General features: G+C 63.8%; 18 protein-coding genes. 12 read left to right on the forward strand and 6 right to left on the reverse strand.

The annotated features are described in order from the left end of the window. The first annotated feature begins 64 nt into the window (after positions 1-64). The 10 genes from nikA (at position 65) to EGJ09_RS10170 (ending at position 10,516) form a co-directional block, all read left to right on the forward strand. Entirely contained in the window at positions 65-1,639 is a 1,575-nt protein-coding gene (gene nikA, locus EGJ09_RS10125) for a nickel ABC transporter substrate-binding protein (protein ID WP_125923746.1), read from the forward strand. Between the two features lies 1 nt (position 1,640). After that, entirely contained in the window at positions 1,641-2,582 is a 942-nt protein-coding gene (gene nikB, locus EGJ09_RS10130) for a nickel ABC transporter permease subunit NikB (RefSeq protein WP_046785844.1), read from the forward strand. Continuing rightward, complete coding sequence (nikC, locus tag EGJ09_RS10135) at positions 2,579-3,424, forward strand: nickel ABC transporter permease subunit NikC (protein ID WP_046785843.1); 846 nt, start codon at positions 2,579-2,581, stop codon at positions 3,422-3,424. The genes nikB and nikC overlap by 4 nt, the downstream gene beginning before the upstream one ends. Next, a complete protein-coding gene (gene nikD, locus EGJ09_RS10140) occupies positions 3,425-4,195 on the forward strand; it encodes a nickel import ATP-binding protein NikD (protein ID WP_125923747.1) in 771 nt (256 codons plus the stop codon). Next, complete coding sequence (gene nikE / locus EGJ09_RS10145) at positions 4,192-5,013, forward strand: nickel import ATP-binding protein NikE (protein ID WP_125923748.1); 822 nt, start codon at positions 4,192-4,194, stop codon at positions 5,011-5,013. Before nikD ends, nikE begins: the two co-directional genes overlap by 4 nt. A 188-nt stretch (positions 5,014-5,201) precedes the next feature. Next, positions 5,202-6,248, forward strand: coding sequence for a diguanylate cyclase (locus tag EGJ09_RS10150; RefSeq protein ID WP_125923818.1), 1,047 nt, complete (start codon positions 5,202-5,204; stop codon positions 6,246-6,248). Between the two features lie 315 nt (positions 6,249-6,563). Further along, positions 6,564-7,973 (forward strand): circularly permuted type 2 ATP-grasp protein, encoded by a 1,410-nt coding sequence (locus EGJ09_RS10155; protein ID WP_012314860.1) that lies wholly within the window; start codon positions 6,564-6,566, stop codon positions 7,971-7,973. Positions 7,974-7,976: 3 nt separating this feature from the next. Then, on the forward strand, positions 7,977-8,927 hold the full coding sequence (locus tag EGJ09_RS10160) for an alpha-E domain-containing protein (protein WP_046785840.1): 951 nt from the start codon (positions 7,977-7,979) through the stop codon (positions 8,925-8,927). Beyond that, positions 8,924-9,703 (forward strand): transglutaminase family protein, encoded by a 780-nt coding sequence (locus EGJ09_RS10165; protein WP_115274545.1) that lies wholly within the window; start codon positions 8,924-8,926, stop codon positions 9,701-9,703. The genes EGJ09_RS10160 and EGJ09_RS10165 overlap by 4 nt, the downstream gene beginning before the upstream one ends. Positions 9,704-9,781: 78 nt before the next feature. Beyond that, the gene (locus EGJ09_RS10170) at positions 9,782-10,516 is read left to right on the forward strand and encodes a peptidase (protein ID WP_046785838.1); all 735 of its coding nucleotides are present in this window, start codon (positions 9,782-9,784) and stop codon (positions 10,514-10,516) included. An 18-nt stretch (positions 10,517-10,534) separates the two neighbouring features. On the opposite strand, the gene EGJ09_RS10175 is transcribed toward EGJ09_RS10170, so the two are convergent. Then, the gene (locus EGJ09_RS10175) at positions 10,535-11,095 is read right to left on the reverse strand and encodes a hypothetical protein (RefSeq protein ID WP_125923749.1); all 561 of its coding nucleotides are present in this window, start codon (positions 11,093-11,095) and stop codon (positions 10,535-10,537) included. A 114-nt stretch (positions 11,096-11,209) separates the two neighbouring features. Here EGJ09_RS10175 and EGJ09_RS10180 point away from each other — a divergent pair, with 114 nt between their 5' ends. Beyond that, positions 11,210-11,518 carry a hypothetical protein gene (locus tag EGJ09_RS10180; protein ID WP_115274543.1) on the forward strand — a complete coding sequence of 103 codons (309 nt, stop codon included), beginning with the start codon at positions 11,210-11,212 and terminating at the stop codon, positions 11,516-11,518. A gap of 48 nt (positions 11,519-11,566) precedes the next feature. Then, positions 11,567-12,793: a chromate efflux transporter gene (gene chrA, locus EGJ09_RS10185; RefSeq protein ID WP_125923750.1), complete on the forward strand. Its 1,227-nt coding sequence runs from the start codon at positions 11,567-11,569 to the stop codon at positions 12,791-12,793. Here the strand turns inward: chrA and EGJ09_RS10190 are convergent. The 5 genes from EGJ09_RS10190 to EGJ09_RS10210 are packed head-to-tail and all read right to left on the reverse strand — an operon-like array spanning position 12,768 to position 16,905. Continuing rightward, positions 12,768-14,132: a sensor histidine kinase gene (locus EGJ09_RS10190; RefSeq protein ID WP_125923751.1), complete on the reverse strand. Its 1,365-nt coding sequence runs from the start codon at positions 14,130-14,132 to the stop codon at positions 12,768-12,770. The genes chrA and EGJ09_RS10190 overlap by 26 nt on opposite strands. Beyond that, entirely contained in the window at positions 14,129-14,791 is a 663-nt protein-coding gene (locus tag EGJ09_RS10195; protein ID WP_115274541.1) for a response regulator, read from the reverse strand. The genes EGJ09_RS10190 and EGJ09_RS10195 overlap by 4 nt, the downstream gene beginning before the upstream one ends. Positions 14,792-14,793: 2 nt before the next feature. Continuing rightward, positions 14,794-15,435: a hypothetical protein gene (locus tag EGJ09_RS10200; RefSeq protein WP_125923752.1), complete on the reverse strand. Its 642-nt coding sequence runs from the start codon at positions 15,433-15,435 to the stop codon at positions 14,794-14,796. After that, positions 15,432-16,238, reverse strand: a complete 807-nt coding sequence (locus EGJ09_RS10205; protein ID WP_125923753.1) for an SDR family oxidoreductase — start codon at positions 16,236-16,238, stop codon at positions 15,432-15,434. The genes EGJ09_RS10200 and EGJ09_RS10205 overlap by 4 nt, the downstream gene beginning before the upstream one ends. Beyond that, positions 16,225-16,905, reverse strand: coding sequence for a TenA family transcriptional regulator (locus EGJ09_RS10210; protein WP_125923754.1), 681 nt, complete (start codon positions 16,903-16,905; stop codon positions 16,225-16,227). Before EGJ09_RS10210 ends, EGJ09_RS10205 begins: the two co-directional genes overlap by 14 nt. Between the last annotated feature and the right edge of the window lie 2 nt (positions 16,906-16,907).

Consider the following 16,907-nt stretch of genomic DNA (forward strand, 5'->3'; position numbering starts at 1 on the left):
TTCACGTAGACATCATACCCACCGCGCTTTAGCCTACGGCCTCCGTGAAAGTGGGGAACGCAGTGTGAAGCAGCAGCCAGGTAAACGAAAGCCCGCCCTATGGGGCATCCTTTTTCTAGCTGCGTGCACTGTTGCACCGGCCAGCAGCGCCGCCGAGCAAGGGCCAAGGCTGGTGTACTCATGGCCTGTAAATGCCGGGCCGCTCGACCCGCGTGGCTACTCCCCGAACCAGATGTACGCCCAGGCCATGGTCTATGAACCCCTGGTGCGCTATACCGCTGCGGGTACGCTGGAGCCTTGGCTGGCTGAGGCCTGGCAGGTTTCCGATGATGGCAAGACCTACACGTTCACGCTTCGTGACGGCGTGCGCTTCAGTGATGGCACACCGTTCGACGCGCCTGCGGCCAAAGCCAACCTCGATGCAGTGCTGGCCAACGCTCAGCGCCACCGCTGGATGGAGCTGGTGACCACCCTGGACCACGTTGAAGCACCTGAACGCCTGACCCTGCGCCTGGTCCTCAAGCACCCCTACTACCCGACGCTGATGGAACTGGCCCAGGTTCGTCCCTTACGCTTTGCCTCGCCTCAGGCTAAACCCGGCCAACCCGCCGGTACCGGCCCGTGGATGCGCGCCGAATCGCGCCTGGGCGAATACGACCGCTTCGTGCGCAACCCTCATTATTGGGGGCCAAAGCCGGCCTACGGCGAGGTCATGGTCAAGGTCATCCCAGACCCCAACAGCCGCGCGCTGGCCCTGCAGGCTGGTGAGGTCGAGCTTATCCAGGGCGCCGCCGGCGAGATCACGGCCGGCACGTTCGTGCGCCTGCGTGACCAGGGCTTTGCCACCGCACTGTCGGCACCGCTGGCCACCCGAACCCTGGCGATGAACACCGGCCGTGGCGCTACCCGTGATCTGGCGGTACGCCAGGCGATCAACGAGGCGGTGGACAAGCAAGCCATCATCGACAAGATCCTCTACGGCCTTGAGCCCCGCGCAGACACCCTGTTCGCCAGCAACATGCCCTACGCCGATATCGGCCTAAAGCCCTACCCGTATGCCCCTGCGCTCGCCGCCCGCAGCCTCGAAGCTGCCGGGTGGGCGCTGGCGCCAGGCGCTTCAGTGCGCAGCAAAGGCGGCGAACCATTGGCCATCGAGCTGGTGTTCCTCGGCACCAGCGCCTTGCAGAAGAGCCTGGCCGAAGTGCTGCAGGGCGAGCTGGCGAAAATCGGCATCCGCATCGACCTGCGTGCGGTTGAGGAAGGGGCGCTGGTGCGGCGCCAGCGCGACGGCGACTTCGGCATGATCTTCGCTGACACCTGGGGTACGCCCTACGACCCGCATTCGTTCGTCAGTTCCATGCGCTACGCCGGCCATGCCGACTACATGGCCCAGCGTGGGTTGGCAATCAAGGACGAACTGGACAAGCGCATAGGCCAGGTGCTGGCCAGCACGGATGAGCAGCAGCGTGCCGAGCAGTACCGCTTCATCCTCACCACCCTGCACGAACAGGCCGTCTACCTGCCCATCTCGCATCTCACGGCCATCAGCGTGCGCCGAGGCTCGGTGGCCAAGGTCCAGTTCGGCAGCACGTTGTTCGATGTGCCGTTCGAAACCATGACACCCAAACAGGAAGACTGACATGTTGCGCTACATCCTGTTGCGCCTGGCACTGCTTGTACCGGTCATGCTTGGCGTTTCGTTGCTGGTGTTCGTGCTGCTGCACCTGGGCAGCACCGACCCGGCGCTGGACTACCTCCGGCTTTCGCACATCCCACCGACCGACGCAGCCATCGCCGAGGTGCGCCATACCCTGGGGCTGGATCGCCCGCTGTATGCGCAATACCTGAGCTGGCTGTGGAACGCCGTGCATCTGGACTTCGGCATCTCCTATATCACCGGCCGCCCAGTGCTCGATGACCTGCTCTACTACCTGCCCGCCACCCTGCAACTCGGCGGCCTGGCGTTGGCCTGCACGCTGCTGCTGTCGATCCCCCTGGGGCTGTTGGCGGCCCGCTGGCAAGGGCGCTGGCCCGACCACGCCGTGCGGGCAGTGACGTTCCTGGGGGTGTCCATGCCCAATTTCTGGCTGGCGTTTCTGCTGATCGCGCTGTTTTCCCTGTGGCTGGGCTGGCTGCCGCCGCTGGGGCGTGGGGGGGCCGGGCACCTGGTTATGCCGGTGCTGGCCATCGCCCTGATGTCGATGTCGATCAACGCCCGCCTGCTGCGTGCCAGCCTGCTGGAAGCCGGCGGGCAGCGCCACGTCACCTATGCCCGTGCCCGCGGCCTGCCCGAACGGCACGTCTGGCGCGACCATATCCTGCGCAATGCCTGGTTGCCGCTGGTGACGGCCACCGGCATGCACATCGGCGAACTGATCGGTGGCGCACTGGTGATCGAGACCATCTTCGCCTGGCCCGGCGTTGGCCGTTTTGCGGTGTCTGCAGTGCTGAACCGCGACTTCCCGGTGATGCAGTGCTTCACCCTGCTACTGACCGGTCTGCTGATGGTCTGCAACCTGATCGTCGATGTCTGCTACGCCTGGCTTGATCCTCGCAGCCGGCTGGAAGGGGTGAACGCATGAGTGTGCAGTCTGCCCTGCCCCAGCCATTGCTGCTGCGCCGCCCCAGCCTGATGATCGGCCTGGCCCTGGTCGGCCTGCTGGCATCGCTGGCGCTGTTCGGCCATTGGATTGCCCCGCATGACCCCGACCTGGTCGACCTCGGCCAGCGCCTGCAGGCGCCCGACGCCAGCCACTGGCTGGGCACCGACCACCTCGGGCGCGACCTGCTTTCGCGGCTGATCGTCGGCACGCGCCTGTCCTTGGGCAGCGTGATGCTGACCCTGGCGCTGGTGCTGGCGCTTGGGCTCGCGGTCGGCGGCGTGGCTGGGTTCGTCGGCGGGCGCACCGACCTGTTGCTGATGCGCCTGTGCGACATGTTCATGACCTTCCCCACGCTGGTACTGGCATTCTTCTTCGTCACCTTGCTGGGCACCGGCCTTAGCAACGTGATCATCGCCATCGCCCTGTCCCACTGGGCCTGGTATGCGCGCATGGTGCGCGGCCTGGTGATTGCCCAGCGCGGCCGCGAATACGTGCTGGCTTCACGCCTGGCCGGCGCTTCACGCTGGGCGCGGCTGCGCCAGCATGTGCTGCCCAATATCGCCGGCCCATTGCTGGTGCTGGCGACCATGGACATCGGCCACATGATGCTGCACGTCTCCGGCCTGTCGTTCCTTGGACTTGGGGTGGCGCCGCCCACCGCCGAATGGGGCGTGATGATCAACGACGCCAAGGAATTCATCTGGACGCACCCGCAACTGCTGCTGTTGCCAGGGCTGATGATCTTCTTCTCGGTGATGGCCTTCAACCTGCTGGGCGATGCGCTGCGCGACCGCCTCGACCCTACACAGGAGCGCCATTGAATGAACCCCTCGGTACTTGAAATCCGCGGCTTGCGCATCGAGGCTCAGGCCGGCGTGCTGGTGCACGGCGTTGACTTGCAACTGCGCCGCGGCGAAGTCTGCACGTTGGTCGGTGCCAGTGGCTCGGGCAAATCCCTCAGTTGCCTGGGTGTGCTCGACCTGCTGCCGCCAGGCCTTAACCGCACCCAGGGGCAGTTGCTGCTCGACGGCCAGCCGCTGGCTGCAAGCAGTGTTCGTGGCCGCCTGGCCAGCCTGGTACTGCAAAACCCGCGCAGCGCCTTCAACCCGGTGCGCAATATGGCCAGCCACGGCCTGGAGACGCTCAGGCAGCGCGGCCTCACCGGTGCAGCAGCCCGTGCGCGGATGGCCCACTGCCTGGATGCGGTGGGCCTGGCAGACCGTGAGCGGGTGCTGCAAGCGTTCGCCTTTCAGCTCAGCGGGGGCATGCTGCAACGGATGATGATCGCCCTGGCGCTCATGGCCGAAACCCCGTTCCTCTTGGCTGATGAACCCACAAGTGACCTCGATGCCCTGAGCCAGGCGCGTTTTCTCGACCTGCTGATGGAACTGGTGCAGGTGCATGGGCTGGGGGTGTTGCTGGTGACTCACGACATGGGCGTGGTGGCGCGCTGCGCAGACCAGGTCGCGGTGATGGAAGCCGGCCGCATCGTCGAATGCCAGCCGGTCCATGAGCTTTTCCAGAACCCTGCCAGCGCCGCTGCCCGCACCCTCCTCCACGCCCACCAGGTACTTTGCCGGAGCCAACCATGAGCCTGCTGCACGTCCACAACGTTGGCCATCGCTATCGCACCGGGGGGCTGTTGCGCAAACGGGGCTGGCTGCAGGTGCTCGACGGTATCGACCTGCACCTGCACGCAGGTGAGTCCATCGGCCTGCTAGGCAGCAGTGGCAGCGGCAAAAGCACACTGGCGCGGCTGCTGCTCGGGCTGGAAAAACCCACCCAGGGCCAGGTGAGCTTTGCCGGGCAGGATGTCAGCCAGCTAAGAGGTGAGCAGGCGCGCGACTTCCAGCGCACCGTGCAACTGGTGTTCCAGGACGCCCCCGGCGCCTTCAACCCCCAGCGCAGCATCGGCTGGAGCATCGCCGAGCCGTTGCGCCACCTCACCGACCTGGATGAAGCCGGCCGACAAGCTCGCACCCTTGAACTGCTGGAGGCAATGGGCCTGCACGCCGAGCATGCCCAGCGCCTGCCGCAGCAGTTGAGTGGCGGCCAGTTGCAGCGTGCCAACATCGCCCGGGCGCTGGCCGTCTCGCCGCAACTGGTGGTGCTCGACGAAGCGTTGTCGAACCTGGATCGGGTATTGCAGTTGCAGTTGCTGCAGCAGCTGGAGGGGCTACGCCAGCGCAGCGGCACCGCCTTCGTGCTGATCAGCCATGACCTGAGCCTGGTGCAGTACTTCTGCCAGCGGGTCGTGCTGCTGGACAACGGCTGCATCGTCGAGGATCGGCCCGTCACGCACTGCACTGGTTTCGAGCATCCAGTGGGAAAGCAGCTACAGTCTGCCATGTTGCCCATACGGCCCGACAAGAGGCAGGCAAGACAAGCGCTGCCAATGGGTATGCACTGACGCCAACAACAGAGGGCATCCCGCGTGAACGCCAGAACGCTTTTCCAGGGCGCAGGCAAAGTGCCACAATGCGCCACCGATCACGAATTGCGGCGAATGCCATGACAGAGCTCAATCCTGGCGATGAAATAGCGCACTGTGTAAGGACGGACCGCCTGCACCAGCTGTTCGTCCAGTCGGCGCCCGCTGTGCTTGGCAGCTTCCTGGCTGCCGCAATGCTGTGCTGGTTGGGCTGGGAGCGTTTCGACCAGCAAAAAGTGGCCGCCTGGATGACGGTATTGAGCCTGTCGACGGCCCTGCGCACCGCCATGTTCGTCGCCTATCTGCGGGCACCGGCCAACCAGCGCACGGCCGAACGCTGGGAGTGGCGCTACTGGGCCACCCTGGCGCTGTCGGCGGCAGTCTGGGGCTTGGGCGCACTGGCTGTGATGCCTGCCGACGACCTGCTGGGGCAGGCATTGATCATGCTGTTTGCCGTGGGCATGTCTGTCAGCGCAGTCTCGTGTTACTCCTCGTACCGCAACATGACCCTGGTATCGATCGCTTTGGTGCTGCTGCCCAGCACCGGCTGGCTGCTGCTGCAGCCATCCGCGCTGCAGCAGGGGATCGCTCTGGCGGTGCTGGTGTTCGCTTCGTTCGTCGTCAATGCGACGAACAGCCTGTCTTCAGCGCTGGTGACCGCCTGGCGCCTGAAGCACGAAATGGAACGCGCACACCGGCTTGCCATCGTGGCCTCGTGCACGGACGAACTGACCGGTCTGAACAATCGCCGTGCCTTTTTTGACTGTGCCTTGGCGCAGCACACCTTGTGCAAGGAGGGGCACACGTATGTAGCCGTGCTGATGCTGGACGTCGATCATTTCAAACAGATCAACGATACCGCCGGGCATGCGGCGGGCGACCAGGTGCTGCAACGGATCGGTGCAGCCATCAGCGCCAGCCTGCGTGACGACGACATCGCCGGCAGGCTGGGCGGCGAGGAGTTCGCCATCCTGCTGCCCGATACGCCTCTGGTCACTGCCAGCGAGATTGCCGAGCGCCTGCGGGCCCTGATCGCAATGCTGAACGTCGACACGCAATTCGCGGTTACCGCCAGCATAGGCCTGGCCTTCGCCAAAGCACCCGCCAGTGAACTCGATGCGTTGCTCAGCAGCGCCGACAAGGCCATGTACCGTGCCAAGGCATCGGGCCGTAACCGGGTGACGATCGTCGACCATGTGCATGCCGCCGCCTGATGGCACGGCTGGCCAGGGTCCTTACGTACTCATCGCTTGCCCTGATTTGGTTCGACTTTTTCACCAAGCCAAGTCCTGCACCCATTTGATGCAGTGAGCCCCTGCCTTCGCCGCGGCTGATCTACGCAAATCTCCGTCAATTCGCCTGATTCCGTCGTTTTATTGATATCAAAAAGCGCTCTCTCGCTTTTTCAGAGCCATTTTTCTTCCTGCCCCTTGCGCCCTGCCCGTTCCGGCATTGTCATTGCAAAGCTCCAGTGGATCGCTTGGCAAGCGAGAAACGAAACTGCCGACGAGTCGTGGCAAGGAGTGGGTATGTCCCGGGCTTTTTTCAACGAAATGTATGAGGCAAACGGAAGTTGCCGCCCGCACTATCAGGAGTTCGCCCGCTGGCTGGCGAACACACCGCTGGAACTGTTGGAACAACGCCGGCACGAAGCCGACCTGCTGTTCCACCGGGCCGGTATCACCTTCACCCTGTACGGTGACCAGCAGGACACCGAGCGGTTGATCCCCTTCGACATCATCCCGCGCAGCATCCGCGCCAGCGAATGGCGCATCGTCGAACGCGGGTGTATTCAGCGGGTTCAGGCGCTGAACCTGTTCCTCCAGGACATCTACCACGATCAGCGCATTCTCAAGGCAGGCATCATTCCGCCCGAGCAAGTGTTGGCCAACGAGGGTTACCAGGTCGCCATGCAAGGCCTGAACCTGCACCGGGGGCTGTACGCGCATATCGCCGGTGTCGATCTGGTACGCGACAGTGATGGTACGTATTACGTACTGGAAGACAACCTGCGCACGCCCAGCGGCGTCAGCTATATGCTCGAAGACCGCAAGATGATGATGCGCCTGTTCCCCGAACTGTTCGCCGCCCAGCGCATCGCCCCGATCGACCACTACCCCAACCTGCTGCTCGACACACTCAAGAGTGCCAGCCCGCTGGACAACCCGACCGCCGTGGTGCTTACCCCGGGGCGCTTCAACAGCGCCTACTTCGAGCATGCGTTCCTGGCGCGGGAGATGGGCATCGAGCTGGTCGAAGGCGCCGACCTGTTCGTGCGCAACGACCACCTCTACATGCGCACCACCGCAGGCCCGCAGCAAGTGGACGTGATCTACCGCCGCCTGGACGACGAATACCTCGACCCGCTGTCGTTCAACCCTGATTCGATGCTGGGGGTACCTGGGCTGATCTCGGTGTACCGGGCAGGCAACGTGGTGCTGGCCAACGCGGTGGGCACCGGCGTTGCCGACGACAAATCGATCTACCCCTACGTTGACGAGATGATCCGCTTTTACCTGAGCGAGGAGCCGATCCTGAAGAACGTGCCCACCTGGCAATGCCGCAAGCCGCAGGACCTGTCCCACGTCCTGGCGCACCTGCCCGAGTTGGTGGTCAAGGAAACCCAAGGTTCCGGCGGCTACGGCATGCTGGTCGGCCCCGCCGCAACCGCTGCGCAGATCGAGGATTTCCGCGCCCGCATCAAGGCGCGCCCGCACGCCTACATCGCCCAGCCCACGCTGTGCCTGTCCACCTGCCCGACCTTCGTTGAAAGCGGCATCGCGCCGCGCCACATCGACCTGCGCCCGTTTGTACTGTCAGGCAGCGAAACGCGCCTGGTGCCCGGCGGCCTGACCCGCGTTGCCCTGCAGGAAGGCTCGCTGGTGGTCAACTCGTCGCAGGGCGGCGGCACCAAGGACACCTGGGTGGTGGAGGACTGAGCCATGCTTTCGAGAACCGCTTCCGACCTGTACTGGATGTCCCGCTACCTGGAGCGCGCCGAGAACCTCGCGCGCATGCTCGAGGTCAGCTACTCGCTGTCGCTGATGCCGCAAGACGGCCGCTCCGATGGCCACGCGGAGCTTGCCATGTCGCTGCTGGCCTCCGGTACGCTGGACGATTACATCCGCAAGCACTCCGAGCTGGACACCGAGCGCATGCTGCACTTCTTTGCGCTGGACGCGAACAACCCCAGCAGCATCTATTGCTGCCTGCAGGCGGCGCGCACCAACGCGCATGCGGTGCGCGGGCGAATAACCGCCGACATGTGGGAAAACATCAACGCCACCTGGATCGAAATGCGCAACATCGCCAGCAATGGCCTTGGGCGCTATGGCATCAGCCAGTTCTGCGACTGGGTCAAGGAACGCTCCCACCTGTTCCGCGGCGCGACCTCCGGCACCATCATGCGCAACGATGCCTACAGTTTCATTCGCCTTGGTACCTTTCTTGAGCGGGCGGACAACACCCTGCGCCTGCTCGATGCACGCTACGAAATGTTCGGGGAAACCTCCGAGGAAGTCAGCGACGACTCTGCAAGGGGTTACTACCAGTGGAGCGCCTTGTTGCGCGCACTGACCTCCTACGAAGCGTTCAACGAAATCTACCGCAATGCGCCCAGCGCACGCCCGGTGTCGGAGCTGTTGCTGCTGCGCGTTGACGTGCCGCGTTCGCTGCATGCGTGCATCGAAGAGCTCGACCAGATCCTCGCCGGCCTGCCTGGCACTACCGGCCGCCCTGCACAACGGATGGCTGCCGAACTCAACGCGCGACTGCGCTACACCGCCATCGATGAGATTCTCGAAGCCGGGCTGCACCTGTGGCTGACCGACTTCATCGGCCGCATCCACCAACTGGGCCAGACCGTCCACAATTCCTATCTGGAGGTCGTATGAAACTGTCCATCCGCCACGACACCACCTACAGCTATGCCAGTGACGTGTGCAACAGCATCCAGTTCCTGCGCCTGACACCGCGCAGCAGCGAGCGTCAGCGCATCCTCGAATGGCAACTGGACCTGCCCTGCAAGGTGAACAGCCAGATCGACCCGTATGGCAATATCCTGCACGTACTGACCCTGGAAAAACCCCATGGCCACCTCGCCCTTACCGCCAGTGGCCAGGTAGAAATCGACCCGGATTGCGAACACGAGGCCGGCGGCCAGTCGCCCCTGCCTTTCCTGCGCAGCAGCCACCTCACCCAGGCCAGTGACGCACTCAAGGCCTTCGCCGCCCAGCAGTGCGGCGAGCGCCGCGACCGGGGCGCGCTGACCGCACTTATGCAAGGCCTGGCCGACCATATGCCCTACAGCCCAGGTGCTACCTCCGTGGGCACCACCGCGAGTGAGTCATTTGCCGGCGGTGCCGGGGTGTGCCAGGACCATACCCACGCGTTCCTGGCCTGCGCCCGCAGCCTCGGCATCCCGGCACGCTACGTGTCGGGCTACCTGTGTACCGAAGACGAAACCCACCTGGCCAGCCACGCCTGGGCCGAAGCCTGGATCGATGAAGCCTGGTACAGCTTCGACGTCACCAACCGCCTCACCCGGCCCGAACGGCATCTGAAGCTGGCGGTAGGCCTGGATTACCTCGACGCCTGCCCGGTCCGGGGCGTGCGCCGCGGTGGCGGCGTCGAATCCATGCAGGCAAGCGTCCACGTACACCGCCAGTAATCACCTGGCGCAACTCAAGCGGGCCCCGTCGTGCCATGCGCTGCGGGGCCGCTCCATTCCAGGAACAAGGTAGACAGCATGACCTACTGCGTCGCTATGCACTTGGCGGACGGGCTGGTATTCATCTGCGACTCACGCACCAATGCCGGTATCGACCAGATATCCACGTTTCGCAAGCTGTTCGTTTTCAGCGTGCCGGGGGACCGGCTGATCGTCCTGCAGACCGCCGGCAACCTAGCCACCTCGCAATCGGTGGTCAACCTGCTTGAACAACGCAGCCGAGGCACCGGCACCCACCTGCTGAACGTCGGCACGCTCTACGATGCAACGGTGCTGGTGGCCGAAACCCTTCGCGAAGTCATTACCCGTGACCGCAGCAAGCTGACGGCCCAGATCGACCTGAGCGCCTCGTTCACGGTGGGCGGCCAGATCGCGGGCAGCGCCATGGGCATCTACAACGTCTACGCCCAAGGCAACTTCTTCCAGGCAACGCCAGACACACCCTTCCTGCAATTGGGCGAGAGCAAGTACGGCAGGCCGATTCTCGACCGCAACCTCACCTACGACACTCCCTTGGACGAAGCACTGCGCTGCGGTTTGATCTCATTCGACTCCACCATCCGCAGCAACCTGTCGGTCGGCATGCCGCTGGACCTGTTGGTGTATGGCAAGGACAGCCTAAAGGCCAGGGAGCCAGTGCGCATCCATCAAGACGACCCCTACTACAGCCACATCCGCAAACAATGGAGCGACGGTTTGAAAAGCCTGCTGGGCGAGCTGACGCCGCCACCGCCGGGGTTCATGGCCGAATGAGCCGGGGCCTTCCCTCGGTCACGCCAGTAGCGATATCACCAGGTCCGCAATATTGATAGGCACGAATGCCACGGTCAGCAGGGCATAGGCCTTGCGCGAGCGGGCTGCAAACACACACAGCGGGATCACCATCATGATCACGTCAAAGGCACCCCAAAGCGCCATGGGCGAAACGCCGAACAACAGAACGTTGACGATGAAGCCAAGCAGGTAATAGCCCGACAGAAACAGCAGCGCGTATCGGCCATCCTGCTCAAAATACACGCGAAGCCCTTCGAGCTCGTCCTCGCTCCGGCTGGGCAACATCAGCGCCGAGGAAACGAACAGCGAAAGCGCCAGCAGCACCAGCAGCAAAAACTCCTGGAACGAGAAGGTCGCCCTTATTTGCGGCAGCGTATTGACCGCCCACCAGAAATCCATCTGTGTGGTGAAGAGCATGACCGCCCAGACCAGGGCAACCCAATCGGGGGCAGCGCTGCGGCGAATGCGGAAGACGGTCAGCGCGCCCAGAAGCAGGCGGGTGACGGATAAACCCAATATCATCGATAAGACAGTGGCGACAATTGGGAAATTGCTCATGCTACCTCCTGTAAGCCATTGCTCTGGCAAGCGTAGCCGGGCAGCAGCGATTCTCGAAAAATACCTGCCTGACCGGCTATTCTCTTCTCTGCCCTATCGACCGAGGTCACCGTCATGAAGCGCAACTACCTGGCTGGTGCTGTGCTGTTGTTGTTCGCCACAGCAGCCAGCTCAGCAGATCAGGGTGCCAACGCCGCGGCGGTGCCCGGCACTGCCAAGGCCCGCAATGCCTGCCTGGACGAGGTCGCGAAAATAACCGGTATGGCACGCAACACGCTATCGGTGATCGAAGTGCTGACCAGCGAAGCGGGCATCGGCGTGAATATCCAGGTACCCGGCGCGCAAGCGCCATGGTCATGCCTGGCCGATGCCAATGGCAAGGTGCAAGGCGCCAGTTACACCGGGTCGGAAGGCAAGCTCTGATCTGCGTACCCTCTTGCACCTCAGCGGCAATACTTCAAGGAGCCTGCATTGTCAGAACGCAGTAACAGCGCCGTGACCTCTCGCGACTCTGCCTGGTCGGTATTTCTGGTGTTCTTGCGCCTGGGGCTGACCTCTTTCGGTGGCCCTATTGCGCACCTGGGTTACTTTCGCGAAGCGTTGGTAAACCGCCGCCAATGGCTCAGTGAACGCAGTTATGCCGAGCTGGTCGCCCTGTGCCAGCTGCTTCCCGGGCCGGCGAGCAGCCAGGTCGGCATAGGCCTGGGCCTCTCACGCGCTGGTTTAGCGGGCGCTGTGGCAGCGTGGGCAGGCTTCACATTGCCATCGGCCATCATCCTGGTTCTGTTTGCTCAGGGCATCTGGGCATGGGGAGGAGCCGTCTCTGGTGGTTTGCTGCACGGCCTGAAGATCGTCGCAGTCGCTGTTGTCGCGCAGGCAGTGTGGGGCATGGCACGCAGCCTTTGCACCGATGGTCCGCGCGTGACCATCGCCCTGTTCGCCGCCTGCGCTGCGCTTGTGTGGCCCACTGCAATGGGACAGATAGGCGTGATTGTGTGTTCTGCCGTCGCAGGCTTGCTGCTGTTCAAGTCCACCCCGCCTCCAGCAGGGGAGAAACTGCCGTTTTCAGTCAGCCGCAAAACCGGCCTGATCGCGCTGACAGTGTTCTTTGGTCTGTTGCTCGGCCTGCCGCTGATGGCCCACTTCTGGCCGTCGCAGGCCATGGCGATGGTGAACGCCTTCTACAGTGCAGGCTCACTGGTCTTCGGGGGCGGGCATGTGGTTCTGCCGCTGCTGCAGTCGGCGACAGTACCCAATGGCTGGGTCGCCAATGACACCTTCCTGGCGGGTTATGGTTTGGCGCAGGCCGTACCCGGCCCCCTCTTCACGTTTGCAGCATTTTTGGGGGCGTCCATGAGCGTGCAGCCATCCGGCTGGGTGGGCGCGACTGTCTGCATTCTCGCCATTTTCACCCCCTCCTTCCTGCTGGTGATCGGCGTATTGCCCTTTTGGCAAAAACTGCGGCACAGCGCTCGTAGCCAGGCCGCGCTGGGTGGTGTAAACGCAGGCGTAGTGGGGCTGCTGTTAGCCGCCTTGTACCACCCGGTCTGGACGAGCGCCATTGCCAAGCCATCGGACTTCGCTTTTGCGCTGACCGCCCTCGTGGCCCTGATGTTCTGGAAGATGCCTCCCTGGCTGGTTGTGCTGGGTTGCGGCCTCTTCGGCTGGCTGCTTACTGCAACGCAAACGTCAGGGTAGCTGCCAGCCCGCCACTGGCCCTGTTTTCAAGGCGTACCTGCCCGCCCATCCGCTCGACGATGGTAGCCACGATCGAGAGGCCAAGCCCTGCTCCATTGGGGCTGTTGCGGCTATAGAAGCGCTCGAACACCCGCCCAAGATTCGCCTCGTCGATACCCGGCCCTTCATCCTCGACAACCAGTTCGAAGCGATTGGCCAGGCGCCTGAGTGATACGGTGATGCGCCCGCCCGGCGGTGAATGCTCCACTGCATTGGAAACCAGGTTCTGCAAGGCGATGCCCAGCGCACCGGCATCGATCATCAGGCCATGGTCACCCTCACTGATATCCAGCGAAGGCTCCAGGCCGCGATCCAGTATCCAGGGCGTGAGATCCGCCAGCACATCGGTGACCACTTCACCCAAGTCGACAAGGGTGGTGGGACGCTGACCGAGGCGCGGCTCGACGCGGGCGAGAGTCAGCAACTGGTTGACCACCCGGGTCAGCCGGTCCACGCCGCCAATCAGAAAGCCCAGGGCTTTCTGGCGCTCGGCATCGGTACTGGCGGCCTGGGCGTTTTGCGCATGCAGGCGCAGGATCGCCAGCGGGGTGCGCATCTCATGGGCGGCGTCGGCAATGAAGCGATGCTCGCGCCGCAGCAGGTCCTCGATCTGCGCCAGCAGGCGGTTGATGGCCGCCTGCATGGGCTCGAGCTCGGTCGGCAACGGCACCAGCTGCAGCGGTTCGAGGGAGTCGGCATGGCGCGCGCGAATCACATCGGCCATGTTCTGCAACGGGCGCAATCCCCAGCCGATAGCTGCCCAGACCAGCAGCGCCAGGCCCAGGCTGCCAAGCAGAAACGGGAACAGGGTATGGCGTACGATGCGGTCGATCAGGTCGTAACGCACATCGTCGCGCTCACCCACCCAGATCACCCACTGCTTTTCGGGCACCGGTAGAACGAAGCCGCGCCATTGTTCGCCGCCGCTGGCGAAATCATAAAAGCCCGGGGCCGTGGGCGGTGGGTCGAGCATCGGCGCACTGGGCGTGTGCACCAGCAGCCGTGCTCCATCACCCCATACCTGGAACGCCAGCTTGCTTTCATAGGGGTGGCCCACGCGATGGCGCCCGGCCTTGCCCAGCGCCTCGTTGAACGCCCGATAAAGCTTTTCGCGGTTGCCATCCTGCACCGGCAGGTTCATCACCCCCTGCAACAGCCGGGCATTCTGAGCCATGTGGGCATCGTAGACTTCGTTGATCTCGCGCCGGCTGTCGTGATAGTTGTACAGCGCCAACAAGCCGGTGCCGAGCAGCATCAGCGCCATCACCCGCCACAGCGTACGCTGGCGCAGCGAGCTCATAGCTTGCCCTCGACCAGATAACCGATACCGCGCACCGTGCGGATCAAGCCGTTGAACAGCTTCTTGCGCAAGTGATAGATGTTCACCTCCAGCGTGTTGCTCTCAGGTTCCTCGTCCCAGCCATACAGCAGCTGGGTCAGCCGCTCACGGGTGAACACCTTGCCCGGTTGCGCCAGCAACTCGTGCAGCAGCCGATACTCCTTGGGCGTCAGTACCACAGGCACACCGTTGTAGTGCACCTGCTGAGTGGCGGGGTCCAGGCTTACGCCCGCGTGCTCGATGAGCACCTTGGCCCGCCCGGCACTGCGCCTGAGCAAGGCGCGCAGGCGGGCCTTGAGCTCGTTGAGGTCGAAAGGCTTGACCAGGTAATCGTCGGCGCCGGCATCCAGGCCAGTGATGCGGTCTTCGGTTGCATCGCGCGCGGTAAGGATCAGAACCGGCAGGCTGTCGCCCCCCGCCCTCACCCGGCGCAGCAACTCGATGCCACCCAACCGCGGCAGCCCGAGGTCGAGGATCACCAGGTCGAATGCTTCGTGTTGCAGGGCATGCAGCCCGCTCAGGCCATCGCGCAACCAGTCGAGGGTATAGCCCTCCTGGCGCAACCCGTCGCAGATCCCCTCACCCAGAGCGGTATCATCCTCAACCAGCAGCAGCCGCATGTTCAGTCCTGTTTGGCCTTGATGGCCTTGAGTAAAGCATCGATATCGCCACGCCGGCCCTGGTCGGCCAGCTCGCGCCCCGGCCGTGGCGGCGCCTGCCGGGCTTTCTCCAGCGCTGCAGTGGCCTGCGCGTAGCGTTTTTGCCGGAACAGATGATCGGCCCAGAAGTAATTGCTGTCGATACCATTGGGGTTGATTTGCAGCGCCTTGCGCAACAAGGTGTCGGCCTTTTCGCTGTCACCAAAACCGATAGGCCAGCCAGGCACTTGGTCATACAAGGTACCCAGGCTGGTATACGCCGAGCCCTGCAGGGCATTGGGGTCGAGTTTGATCGCCTCTTCCAGGCTGGCCTTGGCCGACTTGACCTTGCCCAGCGCCCCCAGCCCGCCAGTGGCACCCGCCCAACTGCTGTTGATGATGCCCTCCCAGATCAAAGGTTCGGCCGAGCCCGGGTGCTGATGAACGAGTCTGGAGGCGTCGGCTGCCAGTTTCTCGAACGCATCGGCGCGCTTGCCTTCAGGCGTCTGGTACTGAATCTGCGCCCAGCGCTGCTGCAGGTTGGCCAATTGTTGGCTACCCGCCTGGTCCAGCGCCCAGGTGAGCGGTGCGAACACCAGCAGGCCTGCGATGAACAGACATTTCATTTGATCGACTCCTTGGAATGGCTCGCGATATAACGATGGATCACCGGTAGTTGCTTGCGCAGCGCACGGTCGACCACGCCGGGCAACATGCCGTTGATGCGCACGAAGAGCTTTTCCGGCCAGCCCAGGTACAGCTCGCTGCGTTCTGATTGCACGGCCTTGAGCACGGCGCGGGCCACATCCGCCGGGTCGTCCATGCCGACCTTCAGCGCCTGGTTGAGCGCCGTGGCGGCGGTGCTGTTCATCGCGGTGCGGGTTGCCCGGGGTGCGGCGTACATGACATTCACCGAGGTATCGGCCAGCTCGCGGCGCAGCGCCTCAGAAAAACCGCGCAGGGCAAACTTGCTGGCGCAGTAGGTGGCATAACCGGGGTAACCTATCGAGCCGTAGGTGGAGCCGACGTTGACCACCAGCGCCCGGGGTTGTGCGCGCAGCAGCGGCAGGCATACACGCGTCAGTTGCAGAGCGGCTTTGAGGTTGATGTCCAGCAACTCGTCCAGCGCCTGCTCGTCAATCTGGTCAAGCAGGGCAAAGCGGTTCACGCCCGCGGCATTGATCAGGACATTGACCCCACCCATCTCCCGGGCACGGGCAAGCACCTGCTCACGCCCCTCATGGCTGCGCAGGTCGGCCGACTGCCAAAGCAGCCTGCCCTGGTAACGGTGCATCAGGCCGGCGAGTTTGCCCATCTGCCGGCTCACCGCCAGTACCCGGGCACCGGCTGCGCACAACTGTTCGGCCAGCTCCAGGCCGATGCCGCCGCTGGCGCCGGTGAGTATCACCACACACTCAGGCAAGCGCATGACGCACCTCTTGCAGGCCCGCACGCGGCAGCCCCTGGAACATGTCGGTATACAGGCGGTAAACCACTTTGGCCGCATAAATCACAGCCCGCTGGTCATCAGCATCATCAAGGCGGTCCATCAGCCGCTTGTAGGTGACCATGTGGTCCTGGTCCAGCGCGCCATGGGAGCTGAGGTAGCTGAAGGCCCGGTCCGGCAGCGCCAAAGTGCTCTGGATCGTGCCGGCGGCTTGGGTGGCCAGGGCAATGCTGGTGCCTTCGAGCACGTTGACCATGCCAAACAGCCCGACCGGGTTGCCCCGGGCGATCACGTCATAAAGGTAGGCGACCATCAGCTCGATCGGCAGTGCCGGCCGACCGTCACGCACCGCTTGCCAGTCGCCACCGCAGGCCTTGATGTCATCGAGGATCCACTGCTCGTGGCCGTACTCCTCCTCGATGTATTCGCACACGGCGCCGCGCAGCCATTCCAGGCGCGAAGGCAGGCGCGCGCCGCACGCCATCATCAGCGGCACGGTATGGCGCACATGGTGGTAGGCCTGGGTCAGGAAGGCCACATAGCTGTCGAGGCTGACGTGCCCCGCCAACGCATCGCGTATGACCGGCACGGCGAACAGGGCCTGACGCTCCTGGGTGGTTTGCAGTTGCAGCGTGTCAAAAAAGGACATGG

Origin of the sequence: Pseudomonas sp. p106 (assembly GCF_003936645.1) — a bacterium.
In the GTDB taxonomy this organism is placed as follows: domain Bacteria; phylum Pseudomonadota; class Gammaproteobacteria; order Pseudomonadales; family Pseudomonadaceae; genus Aquipseudomonas; species Aquipseudomonas putida_E.

Excerpts from the sequence above, each read along its gene's own strand:
- nikB (WP_046785844.1), top strand. The coding sequence starts at position 1,641 with ATGTTGCGCTACATCCTGTTGCGCCTGGCACTGCTTGTACCGGTCATG.
- EGJ09_RS10190 (WP_125923751.1), bottom strand. The coding sequence starts at position 14,132 with ATGAGCTCGCTGCGCCAGCGTACGCTGTGGCGGGTGATGGCGCTGATG.
- nikE (WP_125923748.1), top strand. The coding sequence starts at position 4,192 with ATGAGCCTGCTGCACGTCCACAACGTTGGCCATCGCTATCGCACCGGG.
- EGJ09_RS10205 (WP_125923753.1), bottom strand. The coding sequence starts at position 16,238 with ATGCGCTTGCCTGAGTGTGTGGTGATACTCACCGGCGCCAGCGGCGGC.
- EGJ09_RS10160 (WP_046785840.1), top strand. The coding sequence starts at position 7,977 with ATGCTTTCGAGAACCGCTTCCGACCTGTACTGGATGTCCCGCTACCTG.
- EGJ09_RS10170 (WP_046785838.1), top strand. The coding sequence starts at position 9,782 with ATGACCTACTGCGTCGCTATGCACTTGGCGGACGGGCTGGTATTCATC.
- EGJ09_RS10180 (WP_115274543.1), top strand. The coding sequence starts at position 11,210 with ATGAAGCGCAACTACCTGGCTGGTGCTGTGCTGTTGTTGTTCGCCACA.
- EGJ09_RS10175 (WP_125923749.1), bottom strand. The coding sequence starts at position 11,095 with ATGAGCAATTTCCCAATTGTCGCCACTGTCTTATCGATGATATTGGGT.
- EGJ09_RS10195 (WP_115274541.1), bottom strand. The coding sequence starts at position 14,791 with ATGCGGCTGCTGCTGGTTGAGGATGATACCGCTCTGGGTGAGGGGATC.
- nikC (WP_046785843.1), top strand. The coding sequence starts at position 2,579 with ATGAGTGTGCAGTCTGCCCTGCCCCAGCCATTGCTGCTGCGCCGCCCC.
- nikD (WP_125923747.1), top strand. The coding sequence starts at position 3,425 with ATGAACCCCTCGGTACTTGAAATCCGCGGCTTGCGCATCGAGGCTCAG.
- EGJ09_RS10165 (WP_115274545.1), top strand. The coding sequence starts at position 8,924 with ATGAAACTGTCCATCCGCCACGACACCACCTACAGCTATGCCAGTGAC.
- EGJ09_RS10155 (WP_012314860.1), top strand. The coding sequence starts at position 6,564 with ATGTCCCGGGCTTTTTTCAACGAAATGTATGAGGCAAACGGAAGTTGC.
- EGJ09_RS10200 (WP_125923752.1), bottom strand. The coding sequence starts at position 15,435 with ATGAAATGTCTGTTCATCGCAGGCCTGCTGGTGTTCGCACCGCTCACC.
- EGJ09_RS10210 (WP_125923754.1), bottom strand. The coding sequence starts at position 16,905 with ATGTCCTTTTTTGACACGCTGCAACTGCAAACCACCCAGGAGCGTCAG.